Below are 14,233 nucleotides of genomic sequence, written 5' to 3' on the forward strand. Positions count from 1 at the left end.
AAATCTGTCCGGATGTGAAGAAATTGTTATGAAAGGGTCAAATCAAACTCTAAAACCGGGAATTAGTTGCCTTTGAATTAAGAATGCAAGACCAAAAGTTGTGATGAATGAAAAACTGCTATACAAAATTGCCATGGTGCTTATTGCAGAATCTCCGACTACTTGATTAGCAATAAAGAGTGCCAACACACTATTCTGTAAGCCCATTTCAATGGCAATGGTATAGTTAGATTCATGTTTCAACCCTAACAGCTTCCCGACTCTATATCCGGAAAGCATGGTAATGATATTGAAAATAATCAAGGGGATGAATAAATTCAGATGATCTAAATAATTCACTTCCCTATTATCTTCATCCAAGAAAACAACAGCTAAAAGCGCAACAATTAAAATAATAGGTAAAACATATTTCATAGGCTTTTTAAGCGGGGTGGTAAAGCTATCAGAAGTAAATTCATTTACTAAAATCCCAATGGATACGGGTATAATTACGGTATAGAAGACTTGAGCAGTGGTTTGCCAAAAACTCAAATCAATGGTTTGCTCTTTACCTATAAATAGACTAAAGCTTAATTGTAGAATGGCTGGAATTGTAAAAAGGATAATAAAACTATTAAATGCAGTCATTGAAATGGATAGAGCCACTCTCCCACCCAATAGTTTGGTCACCAAATTGGAAGCCGTTCCCCCTGGGCAAGCCGCCAATAACATCAATCCCACTTTATAAATAGGATCAATTGGCCAAAAATATATGAGTGCAAGTGCTATGATTGGCATCAAGACCATTTGACTTAAAACACCTGTAAAAACTGCCTTTGGCTGAATGAAAACCCTATAAAAATCTTTAAACTTTAGTTCCAAGCCAATACCGAACATAATAAACGAAATGGCAAATGGCATGATAAAGTCTACAAAGGATTGTTGCATGTAAAAAACTATTTAAACCTAAAGAAATAGTAATAATGTGTGAATATGCTTGGAAAAAAAATAAGCAATCCTTTAATTTAAAATTTAACGAAAATATAGAACCATGAAAAGAATTTTACCCTTATTATTTACGCTGATTTTAGTTTTAAGTTCCTCTGGGAACGCTCAAGTTAGTTGGCTAACATCTGAAAAGTTGGCCAAGGCCATCGCTGCCGAAAAAGATCAATTAATTTTAATGGATTTCTGGGCTACTTGGTGTGGACCATGCAAGAAAATGGACAGTGATATGTGGGATACTGAAGAATTTAAAGTATTATCTGAAAATTTTGTAGCTTTCAAAATAGACATTGATCTAGAAAGAGGACTAGCGGCTACTTATAACATCAGATCAATTCCACATGTTGTACTAGCAACCGCTTCTGGAGATATAATATGGGAACGCACTGGATATAGTCATTCTTCTCCTTATAAAAAGGTTTTAGAAAACTTGCCGAAAAGTTTAAATGGGCTAAATCTAAAACTATTGGAATTAGGTGAAGAATATGAAGATGATGAATACTTTTCGATTGCAGAAGAATATTTCAAATTGGCTTTAGGAAGTATTGATGATTTGAAAAACGGATTTTTGACACAAAGTGATAAGTATTTAAAGGAAATAACAAAGAACAGCGAGAATGAAGAAAAAATAGCTTTGGCTGAAATGAAAATGTTACTTAATGACGCTTATCAAGGCAGATATAAAAGGGCAATCAGAAAAGTTGATAAGATGGAGGCAGGTAAGAATAAAGAATTAGCTGATATGAAGCAGTTCATAAAAGCCTATTGCTTTAAATGTGAAGGAAATGTTGATTCTTTCGAAAAAGCTAAAGCAAAAATAAAATCAGCAGAATATTTATCGCATTTAGAAAAAAATTAACCGTACTATCTACTACTAAAATAGAAAAATGGAATCTCAGAAATTTAAAAATCAGAGATTCCATTTTTTTAAAGTAAAGGATGCTAATTGACCAAAATCTTAATAGAAAAAGCCATTTAACTTTTGGAATCTCAATTTAATAAGCCAATGTCCGTGAGTATGGTGACCTGCATCAAATGACTGTACTAAAAACTTATATGATTCTATCAAAGCTTTGTCGTCTTGTTCAAAAATAGCTTCCTCAAGCTTCTCAAAAGCCATATTTTTCATAATTATCACTAAACGAGAAATAGCCTATATTTCAACTACTAATTAAGCTTACTCAATCTCCTCTGTTTCTTGTGAATAAAACCCTGATAGCTCTCAATTTTCATTCTTAGTAGCTAAATAAAGTTCATGTTTGCAGCTATCTGATAGCGCTCATTATTTATAAAGATTTTGGCACATACTCCTTGCAGACTTGTTTGTAGATTCTCTATTCTTTGATTCTCTGTAATGCTCTTTAGCTCTAGACTTCTTAGCACTTCATAATTTTAATCTTCCAGTTAATAATGTTGGATACAGAATTGTTTTATAACCAATGGCAAAAAAAATATAAATTAATTAATACCTAATTTCCTTATGCATAAGAAAATTTTGTATACTTGCATCATGGCAAATCAGCAATTGATAAAAGGAAGTCTGACCACTATTGTACTGCATCTGTTGCAAACCACTGGAGAAATGTACGGTTATGAAATTACGCAGAAAGTAAAACAACTAACTTCTGATGAAATCAAGTTGACTGAGGGTGCCCTCTATCCTACTTTGCATAAATTAGAAGCTGAAGGCACACTCACCACCGAAAGTAGAAAAGTAGATGGCAGGATCCGGAAATATTACCGTCTGACAGAAGATGGAAAGAAAGCCACAGCTGAGAAAATGCAGGAACTGGAGGCTTTCCTCTTGAATATGCAAAGAGTTTTAGGACTTAATTTAAAATTACGCTGATGAGAACTTTAACAGGCAAACAAAAAGAGCAGTTAGCTAATCATATTGCTAAAAAGCCTATTGAATACATTGAACTTTACAATGAATTGTATGATCATTATGCTTCTGCTTATGAAACAGGAGAAAATGATTTTGAAGCAACATTGGAAGCTTTAGATCAAGAATTTGATTACTATAAGCTTGTGAGTATAAATAGAAATTTAGTAGGTAAAACCATGAAAATGGCTAATACAATCTATCTTACAGAATTTAAAAAGTTTTGGCGGTGGCCACAAATTATTTCAACACTGGCTATAATTTTTTTAGGGTATACAATTATAGAATTTCTTCCTATGGATTTTATTTTTTGGGGTATCCTAATTCCACTTTCAGTATTGACAATCGGAATTCCTGCTTACGGATATATCTTATCTAGATTCAAAAAATATGGCAATAAAAGACTAAATTCAGCTCATTTGAGTGCCACTACTCATTTTATAATTTTGCCAACATCACTTTTTAATTTATCAGCATCTTTACCAGCATTTTTCTTAGAGCCTTATCAATCTAGAGAAGAATTTTACGTGCAACATCCTGTTGTGCCTTTATTTATGATTTTGTTATTCCTTTCACTGGCCTTCATTGGCTTAAAAGTTTTCAGAACTAAAATTAAAGTACAGTATTTATGACATTATCAACCGAACAAATAGCCCAAATCAAATCCTGGATCTCGAAGCGAGGATTTACTCACACGGATGTTCAATATGAAATAATTGACCATGTAGCTTCTGCCATTGAAGAAAAAATGGAACAACAACCTGAATTAGATTTAGAACAAGCTTTTTCTGAGGTCCATAAATCATTTGGGGTATTTGGATTTAGTACCATAGAAGATTCTATTAATGGAAGAATTCGTAAGCAACTATTTAAGGCATACCTAAAATCAGGGAAAGAGCTTTTGACTGGCTACAAAGTCCTAATTCCTCTATTAACTATTTTATGTTTAATCACATTTTATCAGCAGTTACCTAAATTCTTTGATATAGCTTCCTTAGTCATATTCTATACTTTTTGCTTCTTTAGTTTACTATATTCTATTACATATTATCTTCGGAAAAAACATATCAAAAGATATCTTAGCTTTAAAATGGCAATCAGTTTTATTTTTCTTATCACCATTCAACTATTTAACGTTCAAGCTAACATTTTAATGAAACTTGATCCAGGGTATAAAATAGCATGCTATGGTATACTTATAATAATAGCATTTTCAATTTATGGGGGTACGGAGAAAATGATTCAAAAAACTGAAAAGTTACACGAACTTTACCAATCAAATTGAACTTGAAAAGGATATAAAGTTCTTGACATGTAAAAATGTTTAATATTTTTACTTATTTATTAAACACTTCGAACTCTTCCGTGTTATTGCCGTATATTTGACCTTCAGTAAATAAATATTAATGAAAGTAGCAGTTTTCAGGAAAGAACATTTTAATGCCGCCCATAGGTTAAACAATCCAAACTGGTCGGAAGAAAAAAACCAGAAGGTTTTTGGTAAATGTAACAATCCCAATTTTCATGGTCATAATTACGAACTTATCGTTAAAGTAACAGGAGAAGTGGATCCTGATACCGGTTATGTTATGGATATGAAAGTGTTGAGTGATTTGATTAAAGAGAGGGTATTGGACAGATTTGATCACAAAAATTTGAATCTTGATACAAAGGAATTCTTAGATCTCAATCCCACCGCTGAAAACATTGCAGTTGTAATTTTTAATTTGTTGAGGGAAAAAATTGACCCTAAAAAAGAATTAAAAATCAAGTTATACGAAACGGAAAGAAACTATGTCGAATACCCCACAGAATAAAAATAGAGATTTGGAAAATATTAATGAGCTTGAAGAATTCGGTGATGATCATGTAGCATCAAATTTTGAAACTCCATTAAGAGCCGATGCCTTTGAAATGGATGATGACTTGAAAATGGAAATGATTGCTAAGCATTTTAAGGAAATCATGCACATTCTGGGTATGGATTTAAGCGATGATAGCTTGAAAGGAACTCCAAACAGAGTGGCTAAAATGTATGTAAAAGAAGTATTCAGTGGATTGAACCCAAAAAACAAACCACAACCGAAGCTTTTTGAGAATAAATATAAGTACAGTCAAATGTTAGTAGAAAAGGATATCACCTTCTACTCGCATTGTGAGCATCACTTTGTTCCAATTTATGGAAAAGCGCATGTGGCATATATTTCAAGTGGGAAGGTTATTGGTTTATCAAAAATCAATAGAATTGTTCAGTACTATTCGAAAAGACCACAAGTGCAGGAAAGACTAACAGTTCAAATTGCTGAGGAATTGAAAGAAGTAATGCAAACGGAAGATGTAGCAGTTGTTATGGATGCGAATCACATGTGTGTTTCTTCCCGTGGCGTAGGGGATACCAATAGCCGCACAGGAACTTCTTATTTTGGTGGTAAATTTAATGATGAAGCTACAAGAAGAGAATTTTTGGATTACATTAATTCTCCTAATAATAGCTAAAATCATTTATGAATTAAATAGTGTAAAGCCAGTTTCGATTTTGAAGCTGGCTTTTTTAGTTTAAAATCAAGTATAATCACTTAACAGCATACCTGCAATTACAGAATTACTTTGAATCTCTAATCTTTAAAAAGTTAATCATATCCAATATCTAAAAATCAGCTGAAATTTGTAAACAATAGCTCTTGTTTAATGTTATAACTTATAAAATTAAACAAGATAATATGTCATTTAAGGATAAAAATATTTTAATAGTTGGAGCAAGCTCAGGAATTGGCTTAAGTCTTGCCAAAAAATTGAAAAAAGAAGGTGCCAATTTAATTTTGGCATCTCGAAATAAACCAGATTTATCAGGTGATTTCCACTACATTCAATTAGATGTTTTGGATATGAAGGATGAACTCAAACAGTTACCAGATACACTGCATGGATTGGCTTACTGTCCCGGTAGCATTAATCTTAAGCCTTTTCAGAGCATCAAAGAGAATGATTATATCAACGACTTCAGATTGAACACAGTAGGTGCCGCCATGGTCATTCAGCAATCATTAAAGGCTTTAAAGAATGCTAAAGGGGCTAGCGTTGTACTGTTCAGTACCGTAGCCGCCAATACAGGATTATCATTTCACGCTTCCATTGCCTCAGCAAAAGGTGCTTTACAAGGTTTTGGCTTGAGCATTGCAGCTGAGCTGGCCTCTAAACAAATCAGAGTAAATATGGTAGCTCCCAGCCTAACTGATACCCCGCTAGCTGAAAATCTATTATCTAATGATGAGAAAAAAGAAGCTTCTAACAAAAGGCATCCAATTGGCCGATTTGGTAAACCCGAAGATATTTCAAATGCTGCTTGCTTCTTACTAGATAGTGAGAACAGTTGGATTACTGGGCAAATCATTGGAGTAGATGGTGGAATGGAACGAATCAGAAATATTTAAGAGAACATCAAACATTTCAGCTAAGTGAATGTTACAACACCAAATAAATTTTTATTAAAAACAAATATTTTTTAAACCAATATTAAATAAGATTATGAGCAACGAAACAGAAACTTTGAAAGACAAGCTTGTCTCCCATCATGAAGGAACACATGCGAAAATTTCTTTTGTTGAGGGTAAACCTATTGCGGTTGTGGAAGCAAATAGTACATACATTCCAATTGAAGAGTTCAAGAAAACTTTTGAAGAGATTGGTAAATTAGTAGAGTCCAAAAAGATATCGAAATTAATCTTTGACAAAAGAAAATTAACTGTTTTCCATCAACCTTCAATGGAGTGGTATTTTACAGAATGGAAAGAGCAAATGTGGCACAAAGGCCTGAAAACACACAGAAAAATTTTGCCTGATAATAAAGTCTTTCAGCAAAGTGTTAAAATTGGAAGAGAAAAAATCAAAGAAGAAAATCCCAATTTGAAATTCAATGAGATGGATATTCAATATAAAGATTCTCTCCAAGACGCAATTGATAATTGAGTTTATGGCCGTTGATACTGTAGAAAAGTTAAAATTAGAGCTAGAGAAATCCAATAATGAAATTAAGATTCTTAAATCGAAATATGAGAATCAAGTTGGAGAGCTCAAGAAAGAAGTTTCGTATTTGAAAGAGCAACTAATGGCTCAACAAGATATGCTTAAAATGGCAGTGGATTATGCGAATAAATTAGGGAAAGAATTAAAAGGATTAAAAAAGAGAATAGATTCAGGTAATTTTCAAAGCATACATTAAAAGTAAGAGAATAACGCTAAAAAAAAGGTTACGTTTTTTTAAACAATTTTGATAAACGGCTTATTATTATTGCATGAGTAGAATTCCAGAATCGTACTATTTCTATAAAGATCAGCTTCGAAGAGCAAAAGAAGAAAAAGCTAAGCTTCAAAAAGAGTATGAATCAAAAATAAATGGATTAAATGATGAAATATCATTTTTAAAGGAGCAAATTCAAGCGCAACATACTATGATTGAGCAATCGATTGATTATGTAATGAAACTAGAACAGCAGATCAAGACTTTTGATTTAGAACTCTCTACTGATAAGGAGAAATAATCAAAAAAAAACAGAAGACAAAGTACGGTTTACTAAAAGGCACATGTTATGCGGCATGTGCCTTTATATTTTTAAATACAGCCAACAAAAAAACATCCGCACTTTAAACGGATGTTTTGCTATTTCTATAAAAACAAATAACCTGAATTCCACATTAATTTGGTAATTCAGATTATTCACCCAAGGGGTTACCAGCTTATGGCTGGCATCCAAGAATATACTGCGTGGTCTTTTTTAAGATATAGCGAGCTATATAGAGTAAAGACAACGCAATATATTGGATTTACGTAGAAAAGCTTTTTTGATTCCGCTTGTAAATAGCGATTTTCTTCCTAAAATTTTCCTACAAAAGCTCGCTATTGCTACAATATTTTTAGTTGAATCTCACTACTTACAAACGGTCTGAATCGTGAATTAATAATCGAATTCAGGTAAATACTTAGTCCATAGATTTTAAATACTTATAGAGATCACTATCTGTAGATAAAATCACAGTAGTTTCGCTATTAAAAGTCCTCTGAAATGTTTCCATGGATTTTAAAAAGGAGTACAATTCTCTTGAGGCATTATTTTTATTATATGCATTAGCATAAATAGCAGCGGCCTCTGCATCCGCTTTACCTTTTATCTGCTCAGCAATTTTAAAGGCTTCTGATTGAATACTTTTCAATTCGCGCTCTTTCTCCCCGTTAATTCTAGAAGCTTCCCCCTGACCTTCTGAACGGAATTTATCAGCTATTCTGAAACGCTCAGATTTCATTCTTTCATATACCTGGGTTCTAACTTCCTCAACATAATTGATTCTTTTAAAACGGAAATCGAGAATTTCAATTCCTAAGTCTTGAGTCTGCAAATTAGCTGACTTTTGAATGTATTCTTGAATGCTATCACGACCAACATTTATCTGTACCAAGCTATCCTCTACGATTTCACTTATTGCACCACTAGAGATTGGTGTTCTATTACTTGTTCTTACTGCTTCTTCAAGATAGTTGTTGGCAATAAAATCACGCGTTTCCCCATCCAAAATATCATCTAAACGAGACTGTGCCCCACGTTCATTAGTCAAACGTTTGAAAAACTGAAGTGGGTCTGTAATTTGCCAACGGGCATAAGTATCCACAAAAATAAATTTCTTATCTTTTGTCGGTACTTGATTTGGATCACCATCCCACTCTAAATATCGCTTATCGAAGAAATTTGCTGTTTGCACAAAGGGAACTTTGAAATGAATTCCAGCATCTTTTACTGCATCACCTACAGGCTTTCCGAACTGGGTGATGATCACCTGTTCCGATTCGCGAACTATATATGCACTCTGAGCAATTACTATTAAAGCAACTACTACTATGACTAATATGGTTATTAATGATTTTTTCATATTTCCTATTTCAATTTTTTAAAATAATTACTGATTAATTTTCTTACCTGATTGCGTAGCCATATTTAACAATGGCAATACATTTCCTCCTTTTTCATCAGTAATAATTTTATCTCCTAATTTAGGTACTACTTCCTGCATGGTTTCTAGATAAATCCTAGTTTTAGTAACACCTGGTGCTTTAATGTACTCAGTATAAAGTTCATTAAACCTAGCTACCTCACCTTCAGAATTGTTCACTCTTTCTGTTGCATAACCTTCAGCTTTTTGAATAGTCTCCTCAGCCTGACCTCTTGCTTTAGGAATAACCTTATTATACTCAGATTTAGCCTGGTTAATCAAAGTCTCTTTTTCCTGTTGCGCTTCATTAACCGCATTAAATGCTCCTCTAACAGGCTCAGGTGGTGTCACATCTTGTAAAACCACTTGCTCAACCCTAATCCCTAATTCATAATCATTAGAAATCTCTTGAATTAAAACTTTCAATTTCCCAGCAATTTCTGCTCTACCAACTGTAAGCACTTCATTCACGGTTCTGTCACCAACTATTTGTCTCATCCCAGATTCTGAAATATCCCTTAAAGTTTCTTCTGGGTTTCTTACTTTGAATAGGAAATTATAGGGGTTATCAATTCGATATTGGACTACCCATTCTACATCTGCTAAATTTAAATCTCCAGTCAGCATTAAAGATTCACCTTCTGCACCTCTTTTAGAAAATGTAGATTGAACACCTGCACTGGTCGTTCTAAAACCAAATTCCTGCTTTTGTTGACGTTCAACCGGAACTTTAGTCACTGATTCCACAAATGGAATTTTAAAGTTCAACCCAGACTCAAGCGTTCTATTGTAAGCTCCCAACCGGGTTACAACCCCGACTTCTTCTGCTCCTACTTGAAAGAAAGTACTGATAACAGCTGCTAGAACTACTACCACCACTACTATCAAGCGTATGTTTTTTACTATTTTTTGAAAGGACTCTTTTGCTTTGTCCCCATCAAATTCAAATTCTGCCATAAATATGCTTTTTATTGGTTAATTGTTTTTACTATATAAACTCGTTTTTACTAAATTTTTAATTCGTAACTATTAATTAATCCATTACTAATTATTAATTATTACTCACCCCACTTCCATTCGTTCCCTAACTCCAATTCTTCTTTTAAACCTTGTTCAATTAAAAAATCTTTGGTTTGCTCAAAATCTAATTTCTTGGTAGGGATTTCCTCTAAATTAGCCAACTCCCATAAGAACATGCCTGCAAAACGTACGGTATTCTTAAGATGTTCCTCATTTACCAATGAAAAATCATCTCCATTAGAATGATAATAGCTATAAACTTTTCTTTCTAAGTTCCCAACTAAGCCGACTACGGGAACACCTTCCATCATAAATGACTGATGATCGCTATGTAGGCCTGCTTTATTGGCATTTGTATTTTCATAACTTGAATCAACCGCCTGTATTTTTGCACCAATCTCATCAAACAAAGGTAGCATCTCTGTTCTTCCAGCAGCATTAAACCCTTTCGGGTTGCCACTCATGTCAATATTCATCATATAAGAAACATTGCCTAGCTCACCTTGATCAGCCAACATTTTCACCATTTCCTTTGAGCCTAACAAGCCTTGCTCCTCTCCCATAAACATCACAAATTTTATATTTCTTTTAGGTTGTAAATCAAGTGCTTTATAAGTTCTGGCAATATCCAAAATTGCAGCTATCCCTATTCCATTATCAATGGCGCCAGTGGACAAATCCCAACTATCTAAATGACCTCCAAGAATGATATTTTCATTCGTTTTCTCTTTGGCTGGTAAAGTAGCAATCACATTTCTTGACTTGATCATTTCACTTTTATTACTCATTTGAATATGAGCGGAAATTTCCTCTCCGTTTTTTAGTTGCTTCTTCAAATCCATCCCTTTTTCATAGCTTATACAAATAGCAGGAATATCAATCAAGCTCCCAGTTACGGATGCCGTTCCCGTCAATAACACTCCACCTGGAACTTGATTTATAATTATGATCCCTTCAGCTCCGTATTCAATTGCCAATGCAGTTTTTTCAGATCGATGGATATTTTTCAGACCTTCAGGACTGTCCTCTAAAATTCCTATATAAACCAAAGCAATTTTACCTTTTACTTCATTCTTTAAGCTGTCAAAATCAGCTCTCAAACCATTATTCACATCAATTACTTGATGCTCAACATCAGCTGACACTGGAGAATGGCCCAAGGATACAACTTCTTCTACTTCTTGTTTATTAATTTCAAGTCTTACCGAATCACGAGCCCAAGCCTCTACTTCAAACTCATGATATTGAACATCTTCATATCCATAAGATTTGAATAACTCATAAGTGTATTCCTCTGCTTCAGCACCATTATCAGAACCTGTCAAACGGTGACCTATTTCTGAAGTCATTTTCTCTAAGTTTGTGTAAGCTTTACTGTTGCTTTGAACTTCCTTATTTATTGCATTTAAAACATTTTGCTCTTCTTTTTGATCGGTAACACAGGATACAAGAAGAAAAAGTGGTAGGCTGAAAATTAGTAGTTTAATGGTTTTCTGTTTATTTTTCATTGTTATAAATTTTCAAAATTGAAGTTAAGCAAATCTAAGCACAATATTGAAATTCCAATGCACCATAAATAAAAAAGCCAGTGAAATGACTTGAAATCAATCTATCCAAATCAAAACACAAAACAAGTATGGATTGACGATAACCTCAACAAGAGGATTAGGTGAAAATTTTGATCAATGAAAATAGACATAAAGAAATGAATATTGAATTTTGGATGAAACTGGCTATTGATTTAGCCAAGGAGCGCAAAACACCATTCGGAGCAGTATTGGTAGATCCTGAAGGACAGCATGTGAGTGGCTACAACACTACTATTTTGGATGGTGCTGTAGCACATGCTGAAATTAACGCAATCAGCAAAATCAAGCAACTTGATTATGACAGAGCTGAAGAATTGACACTATTCACTACTGTAGAACCTTGTCCCATGTGTATGTCTGCCATTATTTGGGCAGGCATTGGAGAAGTGATTTATGGGTGTGATATTTCAACTGCTTCAAAATATGGCAATCAAATAAACATAAGAGCTAAAAAAATCGCTTCTGAATCATGGTATGCGCCCATTATTAAGGGTGGCCTTTTAGCAATAGAATGTGAGGGATTATTTAAATAGAATTACTTAAAAATGACCAGTATTTGAACTACATTAGTATTTAGTTGAACTTAGAAAACTTTTGAATTCTAAAAATTCCTCTAATTGATGTTCTGGAATTTTATGGAGCTGCAACTGCTCGTAATATTCATAAAAAACCGCATCAGTGATTTTCTCCCCCAATAAGATTTGCAATAAATAACTCCTTTGACAGAGTTTAAACAAATTGGGCTTTCTTTTAACACTTGAAAATATCACCTCTTTCAAATGCTCCGATAAATTATTCAAGTTTGATAAGTCATCCAACCATTTAAACCCTTCTTTGACAAAGGCATTTTCTATTTCTGAGAGGATTTTTGAAAGCTCAATTTCATTCTGAATTAAATTTCTTTTTGAGATCCCTAGTGAAATTTGGGAATGATTCTCCCAATAGCTTAAACTGAGTTTTTCTGTTTCCTGTTGTTTGTAAAAGCGAAAAATATTTGCTTCAATCTCATCGACTCTAATCGCCAATTGAACTTCAAGCATCAATCCATCTTCATAGGCAGTAGCATTCAACACCACTATTTTACTGCCCCTCTTGAACAATTGTTGGAAGGCATTATGTCCTTCAATTTTATAATAGTGAAAGTCATTTAAAAAATTTTCTAATTTCCGTATGACCTCCTGTTTCATTACAATTCATTTAATGTTTTAGTAAAAAAAGAAAGAGCCCTTTCTTCTGCATAGGTGTAAGGTTTCCCCTTCTGAAGAAAGCCTACATGACCGCCATGCTTAGTTAATTCCAATTCAATATTACCATTCCTCTCTGCTTCCGATTCAGGATAACAATCGCCTGTTAACATTGGGTCGTTTAACGAATTTAAAATTAAGGTGGGGATAGCAATCTTTTTCAAATGAGGAAAACATTGCACATTATCGTAGAAATCTTGAGCATCCTTGTAACCAAATATTTTCGCACTATAATGTGTATCAAATTCATGAAAATCTGCAAAGGATTGCCAAGGTTTAATATGAATGAGATTTGGATATTGTTCATTCTTTTCTCTCAACTTTACATCTAATTTTCGCATAAAGCGATTCTGATAAAATTTGTTTTTCTTGAGTGCCAACATTCGAGAACTGCTTGACAAATTGCATGGGACACTAACAGCCATTGCTCCTTTTATTTCTGGATATAAATCCTTACCATTTTCTCCCACATATTTTAAAGTTAGACTCCCTCCCATACTAAAGCCGATCATTACAATTTCCTTGTAACCTTCTTTTAAAGCTTTTTGAACTACCTCTTCTACATCCTGTGTAAATCCATGATGGTAAAGAAATTCTCTACGATTCATTTCACCACTGCAGCTTCTACAGTTCCATGCCAATACATCCCATTTATTTTGACTAAACAATTTGGCAATACCCATTATATAAGGTCTATCAGAACTACCTTCCAATCCATGGGAAGCTATTATGAGGCGGGAATTACCATTTTTCACCCAATCGATATCCAAAAAGTCATCATCTCTGGTCTCAATTCTTTCACGTTCATACTGAACACCTTTCACTTTTCTTAAAGCACTAGGAAAAATAGTTTCCATATGCTGATTAAATAAATAAAATGGTGGTTTATATTGACTATTTTTAATTACTGGCATGCTTTACTTTTTAAACAAAGCCGAAGATAATAAACACTTTCCTCTGCTTCATTAAAAAGCATAAAAAAACCCAATTGTTTCCAATTGGGTAAATAATAATTTCTACAAAGATAATTACCTTATGCAGTTGCAGATTGTTTTGAGGTACTCATTTCATATTCATACAACCATTTTTGTCCTTCTTCCACAGAATCAAATAATTTCATCTTTCTACCTGTGGCAGCAATTATTGAATTCAAAATTAATGTAGATAGTTTACTTAAACCACAAACCACAGTTGCTTTGGACTTTGGGTTATTCTTTTTAACGGTCTCTTTAATTTTAGATAAGAGTTCTTTGTTAAATCTTGCATTAGTAGCATTAACACAAGATAAAACAGATTTATCTGGAAATTCAGCCACTAATTTTTGAACTGCATCAAAAGTAGGAATTGCTTCTCCACCATTTGTATTTTCAATATCGGTATAAACCATTTTCACTCCTTTATAATCGATAACTTTACAATATGACATAATGAAATTTATTTAATATTTTTTATCACTTATTTAATTTTTATCTAATTAAGTAATTTTTTTACTTATAAGAAAAAAACTTCATTAAATGATTTTATAAAAACCT

The 14,233-nt window shown here is 33.3% G+C and carries 19 protein-coding genes; 11 read left to right on the forward strand and 8 right to left on the reverse strand.

From position 1 onward, the window contains the following. Window positions 1-42: 42 nt before the first annotated feature. Window positions 43-927: a bile acid:sodium symporter family protein gene (locus FTRAC_RS03330; RefSeq protein ID WP_013452816.1), complete on the reverse strand. Its 885-nt coding sequence runs from the start codon at window positions 925-927 to the stop codon at window positions 43-45. 103 nt (window positions 928-1,030) lie between these two features. On the opposite strand from FTRAC_RS03330, the gene FTRAC_RS19125 reads away from it, so the two are divergent. Further along, a complete protein-coding gene (locus tag FTRAC_RS19125) occupies window positions 1,031-1,843 on the forward strand; it encodes a thioredoxin family protein (protein ID WP_013452817.1) in 813 nt (270 codons plus the stop codon). 99 nt (window positions 1,844-1,942) lie between these two features. Here FTRAC_RS19125 and FTRAC_RS19760 read toward each other — a convergent pair whose 3' ends face one another. After that, window positions 1,943-2,104 carry a hypothetical protein gene (locus tag FTRAC_RS19760; protein ID WP_013452818.1) on the reverse strand — a complete coding sequence of 54 codons (162 nt, stop codon included), beginning with the start codon at window positions 2,102-2,104 and terminating at the stop codon, window positions 1,943-1,945. Between the two features lie 390 nt (window positions 2,105-2,494). On the opposite strand from FTRAC_RS19760, the gene FTRAC_RS03340 reads away from it, so the two are divergent. The 9 genes from FTRAC_RS03340 to FTRAC_RS03380 all read left to right on the forward strand — a co-directional run bounded on the left by FTRAC_RS03340 (window position 2,495) and on the right by FTRAC_RS03380 (window position 7,407). Then, window positions 2,495-2,833, forward strand: a complete 339-nt coding sequence (locus FTRAC_RS03340) for a PadR family transcriptional regulator (RefSeq protein ID WP_041649473.1) — start codon at window positions 2,495-2,497, stop codon at window positions 2,831-2,833. Then, complete coding sequence (locus tag FTRAC_RS03345) at window positions 2,833-3,501, forward strand: hypothetical protein (RefSeq protein ID WP_013452820.1); 669 nt, start codon at window positions 2,833-2,835, stop codon at window positions 3,499-3,501. Before FTRAC_RS03340 ends, FTRAC_RS03345 begins: the two co-directional genes overlap by 1 nt. Further along, window positions 3,498-4,154 (forward strand): hypothetical protein, encoded by a 657-nt coding sequence (locus FTRAC_RS19130; protein ID WP_013452821.1) that lies wholly within the window; start codon window positions 3,498-3,500, stop codon window positions 4,152-4,154. The genes FTRAC_RS03345 and FTRAC_RS19130 overlap by 4 nt, the downstream gene beginning before the upstream one ends. Before the next feature lie 121 nt (window positions 4,155-4,275). After that, window positions 4,276-4,686 carry a 6-pyruvoyl trahydropterin synthase family protein gene (locus tag FTRAC_RS03355; protein ID WP_013452822.1) on the forward strand — a complete coding sequence of 137 codons (411 nt, stop codon included), beginning with the start codon at window positions 4,276-4,278 and terminating at the stop codon, window positions 4,684-4,686. Beyond that, window positions 4,664-5,365 carry a GTP cyclohydrolase I FolE gene (folE, locus tag FTRAC_RS03360; RefSeq protein WP_013452823.1) on the forward strand — a complete coding sequence of 234 codons (702 nt, stop codon included), beginning with the start codon at window positions 4,664-4,666 and terminating at the stop codon, window positions 5,363-5,365. The genes FTRAC_RS03355 and folE overlap by 23 nt, the downstream gene beginning before the upstream one ends. Window positions 5,366-5,589: 224 nt before the next feature. After that, a complete protein-coding gene (locus FTRAC_RS03365; RefSeq protein ID WP_013452824.1) occupies window positions 5,590-6,300 on the forward strand; it encodes an SDR family NAD(P)-dependent oxidoreductase in 711 nt (236 codons plus the stop codon). 94 nt (window positions 6,301-6,394) lie between these two features. Then, window positions 6,395-6,835 carry a hypothetical protein gene (locus tag FTRAC_RS03370; RefSeq protein WP_013452825.1) on the forward strand — a complete coding sequence of 147 codons (441 nt, stop codon included), beginning with the start codon at window positions 6,395-6,397 and terminating at the stop codon, window positions 6,833-6,835. A 4-nt stretch (window positions 6,836-6,839) separates the two neighbouring features. After that, the gene (locus FTRAC_RS03375; protein ID WP_013452826.1) at window positions 6,840-7,088 is read left to right on the forward strand and encodes a hypothetical protein; all 249 of its coding nucleotides are present in this window, start codon (window positions 6,840-6,842) and stop codon (window positions 7,086-7,088) included. Between the two features lie 73 nt (window positions 7,089-7,161). Then, window positions 7,162-7,407, forward strand: a complete 246-nt coding sequence (locus FTRAC_RS03380; RefSeq protein WP_013452827.1) for a hypothetical protein — start codon at window positions 7,162-7,164, stop codon at window positions 7,405-7,407. A 439-nt stretch (window positions 7,408-7,846) separates the two neighbouring features. Here the strand turns inward: FTRAC_RS03380 and hflC are convergent, their stop codons facing one another. The 3 genes from hflC to FTRAC_RS03395 all read right to left on the reverse strand — a co-directional run bounded on the left by hflC (window position 7,847) and on the right by FTRAC_RS03395 (window position 11,376). Continuing rightward, the gene (hflC, locus tag FTRAC_RS03385) at window positions 7,847-8,788 is read right to left on the reverse strand and encodes a protease modulator HflC (protein WP_013452828.1); all 942 of its coding nucleotides are present in this window, start codon (window positions 8,786-8,788) and stop codon (window positions 7,847-7,849) included. A 27-nt stretch (window positions 8,789-8,815) separates the two neighbouring features. Continuing rightward, window positions 8,816-9,805 carry an FtsH protease activity modulator HflK gene (hflK, locus tag FTRAC_RS03390; protein ID WP_013452829.1) on the reverse strand — a complete coding sequence of 330 codons (990 nt, stop codon included), beginning with the start codon at window positions 9,803-9,805 and terminating at the stop codon, window positions 8,816-8,818. Window positions 9,806-9,906: 101 nt separating this feature from the next. Continuing rightward, complete coding sequence (locus FTRAC_RS03395; RefSeq protein ID WP_013452830.1) at window positions 9,907-11,376, reverse strand: M20/M25/M40 family metallo-hydrolase; 1,470 nt, start codon at window positions 11,374-11,376, stop codon at window positions 9,907-9,909. 197 nt (window positions 11,377-11,573) lie between these two features. On the opposite strand from FTRAC_RS03395, the gene FTRAC_RS03400 reads away from it, so the two are divergent. Next, entirely contained in the window at window positions 11,574-11,990 is a 417-nt protein-coding gene (locus FTRAC_RS03400) for a nucleoside deaminase (protein ID WP_013452831.1), read from the forward strand. A 33-nt stretch (window positions 11,991-12,023) separates the two neighbouring features. Here the strand turns inward: FTRAC_RS03400 and FTRAC_RS03405 are convergent, their stop codons facing one another. The 3 genes from FTRAC_RS03405 to FTRAC_RS03415 form a co-directional block, all read right to left on the reverse strand. Continuing rightward, window positions 12,024-12,644, reverse strand: a complete 621-nt coding sequence (locus FTRAC_RS03405; protein ID WP_013452832.1) for a hypothetical protein — start codon at window positions 12,642-12,644, stop codon at window positions 12,024-12,026. Then, the gene (locus tag FTRAC_RS03410) at window positions 12,644-13,615 is read right to left on the reverse strand and encodes a YheT family hydrolase (protein WP_013452833.1); all 972 of its coding nucleotides are present in this window, start codon (window positions 13,613-13,615) and stop codon (window positions 12,644-12,646) included. The genes FTRAC_RS03405 and FTRAC_RS03410 overlap by 1 nt, the downstream gene beginning before the upstream one ends. Window positions 13,616-13,734: 119 nt before the next feature. Then, window positions 13,735-14,127, reverse strand: a complete 393-nt coding sequence (locus FTRAC_RS03415; protein WP_013452834.1) for a hypothetical protein — start codon at window positions 14,125-14,127, stop codon at window positions 13,735-13,737. Between the last annotated feature and the right edge of the window lie 106 nt (window positions 14,128-14,233).

The organism is Marivirga tractuosa DSM 4126 (assembly GCF_000183425.1).
In the GTDB taxonomy this organism is placed as follows: domain Bacteria; phylum Bacteroidota; class Bacteroidia; order Cytophagales; family Cyclobacteriaceae; genus Marivirga; species Marivirga tractuosa.